The 4395-nt window shown below is 67.1% G+C and carries 3 protein-coding genes and 1 pseudogene; all 4 read right to left on the bottom strand.

What is annotated here, in order from left to right; genetic code table 11:
- A pseudogene (locus EN742_RS25845) lies at nucleotides 1-234 on the bottom strand (ABC transporter substrate-binding protein); the annotation flags it as partial.
- A gap of 64 nt (nucleotides 235-298) precedes the next feature.
- The gene (locus EN742_RS25840; protein WP_128333432.1) at nucleotides 299-1774 is read right to left on the bottom strand and encodes an aldehyde dehydrogenase; all 1476 of its coding nucleotides are present in this window, start codon (nucleotides 1772-1774) and stop codon (nucleotides 299-301) included.
- On the bottom strand, nucleotides 1771-2820 hold the full coding sequence (locus tag EN742_RS25835; protein ID WP_126058971.1) for an LLM class flavin-dependent oxidoreductase: 1050 nt from the start codon (nucleotides 2818-2820) through the stop codon (nucleotides 1771-1773). The genes EN742_RS25840 and EN742_RS25835 overlap by 4 nt, the downstream gene beginning before the upstream one ends.
- Nucleotides 2821-2825: 5 nt before the next feature.
- The coding region (locus EN742_RS25830; RefSeq protein WP_128333431.1) for an alpha/beta fold hydrolase at nucleotides 2826-4395 on the bottom strand (1570 nt) is incomplete at its 5' end.

The following is a 4395-nucleotide window of genomic DNA, read 5'->3' as shown; positions in this document are numbered from 1 at the left end:
GTCGACCACGTCCCAGGTGACGTTCTTGGCGTCGACCATGGCCTTCAGCTTGCCGTAGTCGGTCGGGCCGTCCTGCAGCACCTTGACGCCGGCCGAAGCGGTGAACGGCTCAGCCCAGGATTTGGTCTGGGCTTCCTGGGTCGTGCCGCCCCAGCTGGTGAACACCATTTCCCCGGCCTTGGCGGCCGTCGTTGCAATCAGACCGGCAAGGATGCCGGCGAAAATCAGTTTCATGTCGTTCTCCTCTGACTTTGTGTGTTCCGTTTCTTGTTCTTCAGTGCACCGTCGACAGGCCGCCTCAGCGCATGACGAAGGGATCGGGGATCGGCTCGTCCGATGTGCGGATCCACACCGATTTCGAGCGCGTGTAGTCACGGATGGCGTCGAGGCCGCCTTCTCTGCCGAGGCCGGAGAGGCCATAGCCGCCGAACGGAACCAGCGGCGAGACGGCGCGGTAGGTGTTGACCCAGACCACGCCGGCATGGATGCCGCGGGCCATGCGATGCGCCCTGGCGAGGTTGGTGGTGAAGACACCCGACGCGAGGCCGAAGGGCGTGTCGTTGGCGAGCGCCAGCGCCTCCGCCTCGCTGTCGAAGGCGAGCGCGCTCAGCACCGGTCCGAACAGTTCCTCACGCACGCAGACGAGCGCCTGATCCTGCGCCTCGATGATCGTCGGCGCGTAGTAGAAGCCGCCCGCCTTGCCCTCGGGCCGTGCGCCGCCGGTGATCAGCCGGCCGCCGCCGGCCAGGCTTTCGGCGACGATCGTCTCGATCCGTTCGCGCTGGCGCAAGGTTGCGAGCGGCCCCATTTCGGTGGCGGTGTCCTGTGGATCGCCGATGGCGATGGCTTCGGCCTTCCGCTTCAGCCGGGCAAGGAATTCGTCCTTCACCGAGCGCTCGACCAGGAGGCGCGAGCCGGCGACGCAGCTCTGCCCGGTCGCGGCGAAAATGCCGGCGACCACGGCGTTGGCGGCGCTGTCGAGATCGGCGTCGGCGAACACGACGACCGGGCTTTTGCCGCCGAGCTCGAGCGTCGTGTAGGCGAGGTTCTCAGCCGTGTTGGCGACGATCTGGCGGGCGGTCGAGGGGCCGCCGGTGAAGGCGACGCGGGCGACGAGCGGGTGGCTGGTCAGGCGGCGTCCGCAATCGTGGCCGAAGCCGGTCAGGATGTTGACGGCGCCCGCCGGGAAGCCGGCCTCGTGGACCAGCTCGGCGAAGGCGAGCAGCGGCGCCGGGCCATCCTCGGAAGCCTTGAGGACGACGGTGCACCCGGCTGCCAGCGCCGGACCGAGCTTGACCGCCGACAAGAAGAGCTGCGAATTCCAGGGCACGACTGCGGCAACGACGCCGATCGGCTCCGGCCGCACCGTCACCTCCATGTCGGCCTTGTCGATCGGAATGAAAGCTCCTTCGTGCTTGTCGGCCAGCCCGCCATAGTAGCGGTAGTAGTCGCCGACATAGGCGATCTGGGCGCGCGTCTCGCGGATGATCTTGCCGGTGTCGCGGGTCTCCAACTCGGCCAGCCAGCCCGCATTGGCGGCGACGAGCTCGCCGAGCCTGACCAAGTGCTTGCCGCGCGCCGTTGCCGTCAGCGAGGCCCAGGGGCCGGAACGCAGCGCCCGGTGCGCGGCCTCGACGGCGCGGTCGACATCGGCGACGCCAGCGGCCGGCATCGTCGCCCAGGGGGTCCCGGTCGAAGGATCGATACTGTCGAAGGTCGCCGCGGCCTCGACGAACTCCCCGTCTATGTAATTCTTGAAGGCTACGGTGCTCATCGCGACCCCGCCTGGAAGGCCGGCATCACCCTGTCGATGAAGAGCCGCAGGGACTTCTTCTTGCGCTCATGCGAGAGGCCGCTGTCGATCCAGATCGAATATTGGTCGTAGCCCTGCGCTTCATAGGTCTTCAGCCGGGCGATCACCTCGTCGGCCTCGCCGATGACGAGGTTCTGCCTGATCTTGTCCGGCGCGTATTGCGGCATGGCCGCAATCTCTTCCTCGGTCAGCGGCTCGAGGATGCCCTGATGCACCGGCTTCTTGTTCTGGAACCAGGCGCCGAACTGGCAGTAGAACAGCGACAGATCCTGCGCCAGACGGTCGGCGTCGGCGGTGTCCTCGGCCACGAATGTGTGCATCAGGAGCATGATTTCCGGCCGCGCGATGTCCGGATGGGCCTGGCAGGCGGTGTTGAACCGCTCCATCAGGCTCGCCACCTCGCCGTCGCCGGAGGCAAGCGGCGTCACTTGCACATTGCATTTGTTGGCGACGGCGAAGTCGTGCGAGTTCGGATCGCGGGCCGCCACCCAGATCGGTGGGTAGGGGGCTTGCAAGGGCTTGGGCGAGGAGGTGGTCGGCGGGAAGGACCAGAACTCGCCGGACAACTCGAAATCACCGTCCCAGAGGCCGCGCAGCGCCGGCACCATCTCGCGCATGCGCTGGCCGGCGCCCCAGGCGTCCAGCCCTGGGAAGAGCCGCTGATACTCATAGCTGTAGGCGCCGCGCGCGATGCCGATGTCGAGCCGGCCGTCGGTGATGATGTCGGCCATCGCCGCTTCGCCGGCGAGTTTGATCGGGTGCCAGAAGGGCGCGATGATGGTGCCGGTGCCGAGGCGGATGCTTGAAGTCTTGGCGGCGAGATAGGCGATGTTGACGAACGGGTTCGGCGAGATGGTGAACTCCATGCCGTGATGCTCGCCGATCCAGGCGGCCTCGAAGCCTGCCTGCTCGGCCAGCACGACGAGTTCTTCCAACTCCGCCAGCAGTTCGGATTGCGGCTTGGCCAGATCCGAGCGCTCCATATGGACGAAAAGCGAAAACTTCATCGGTCTCACCCGTGGCCGGAATGGATTGCTGCTGACGGCGCGGCCTTGGCGAGTGGCCGGACCTCGCCTTCGACCTCATTGCCGACATAGACGCCGAACTGATCCTCGGTGCGCTCGCGTGCATAGCGGGCGAGCATCGAGCGCACCGCCGGATCGGCGATCTTGAGATCGGCCATCCGGTCGATGTCGACAAGCCTGACGTGGCCGTCGCCGGACAGGGGCGCGCCTACCGTGCCGCGATAGTAGACATGGGTGCGCGAGGCGTCCGTCGCATCGTCCCAGACCGCGTAGAGGAAGCCAAGATCGGCGTCGATCGCCTTGGCTGCAAGCTTTCCCCTGAGACTGCGGGCATCGCTCGCGGCGCCGAGGCCACGTCCGGCCGGCAACTGGTGGGAGCCGTCCGCCGCCTCGAGGAAGAGCACGCGGCCATCGCTCTCGAGGATGGCGCCGACCTCGGTTCCGGGCGGTGCCGCGGCAAGCGCTTCCTGGCTGAGGCCCGGCGTGACATAGGCGCCCCGGCAATAGCCCAATGGCTGGGCGCCGTTGTGGGTGAAATCGTGGACCCGGCCGATGAGGATCGAATGGTCGCCGGCATCCACCAATTGCTCCATGCCGCAATCGAAGACCGCGACAGACCCGTCGATCACCGGATTCCCGGTCTGGCCCGGCTGCCAGACCACCGACGCGAACTTGTCGGCCGCCTTGGAGGCGAAAATGCCGGACGCGGCCTTCTGGTCTTCCGACAGGATGTTGATGGCGAATCCCCTGGAGGTCGAGAAGGCCTGGTGCCCCAGCGCCTTCTTGGCGATGCAGACAAGCACCAGCGGTGGCTCGAGCGAAACGGAGGTGAAGGAGTTGGCGGTGAAGCCGCGCGGGTCTCCTGCCTCGTCCACCGTGGTGACGATGGTGACGCCGGTCAGGAAGGAGCCCAGCGCGCGGCGGAACTCGATTGGGTCGAAAGCGGTTTGGGCGCTTGCGGCAACGTCGGCCGCGCGATCGAGAAAGGCCGTGATGTGCTGAGTCACTTTCTTGGGCGAAGCAATTGTCATCATGTGCTTTTCTCCACTCAGCACCAGGCATTGTCCTGATGGCGCGAGCCGCGCCATGGCGGCGGACATTGCGGGGGTGGAATTGCGATCCTCCGATCCGGTGATGAACAGCGCCGGCGTGGCAAGCTCGGCCAGGCGATCGACATGGGCTGTGTCGGCGCTGGCAAAGAGGCGATAGGTGCGGGCGTAGCCTTCGGCATCGACGCTCTCGAGCGCGGTTCGCGCGGTCGCGGCGGCGTCGGCCAGATCCGGCGGGATCGGATCGCCGAACCAGCGCGCGATCGTCGCGGCGATGGCCTGGGGATCGCCATGGCCGCCGAGGGCGGCCGCCCGTTCGCGCACCGCTTGCGCAAGTTCCGGCGGGCGGCGGAAGACGGCGTTGAGGCAAATGACGGAACTGACACGCGACGGCGCGCGCAGCGCGATCTCCTGCGCGACCAGCGCGCGCATGGAATGGCCGACAACCGCGACGCGGTCGAGGCCGAGATGGTCGAGCAGGCGGATCGCTTGGTCGGCGAAGTCCGCC

The sequence above is a fragment of the Mesorhizobium sp. M4A.F.Ca.ET.020.02.1.1 genome (assembly GCF_004022645.1).
Classification (GTDB): Bacteria; Pseudomonadota; Alphaproteobacteria; order Rhizobiales; family Rhizobiaceae; genus Mesorhizobium.
The sequence above is the reverse complement of the archived record's forward strand: the minus strand, read 5'-3'. Positions and strand labels throughout refer to the sequence as shown.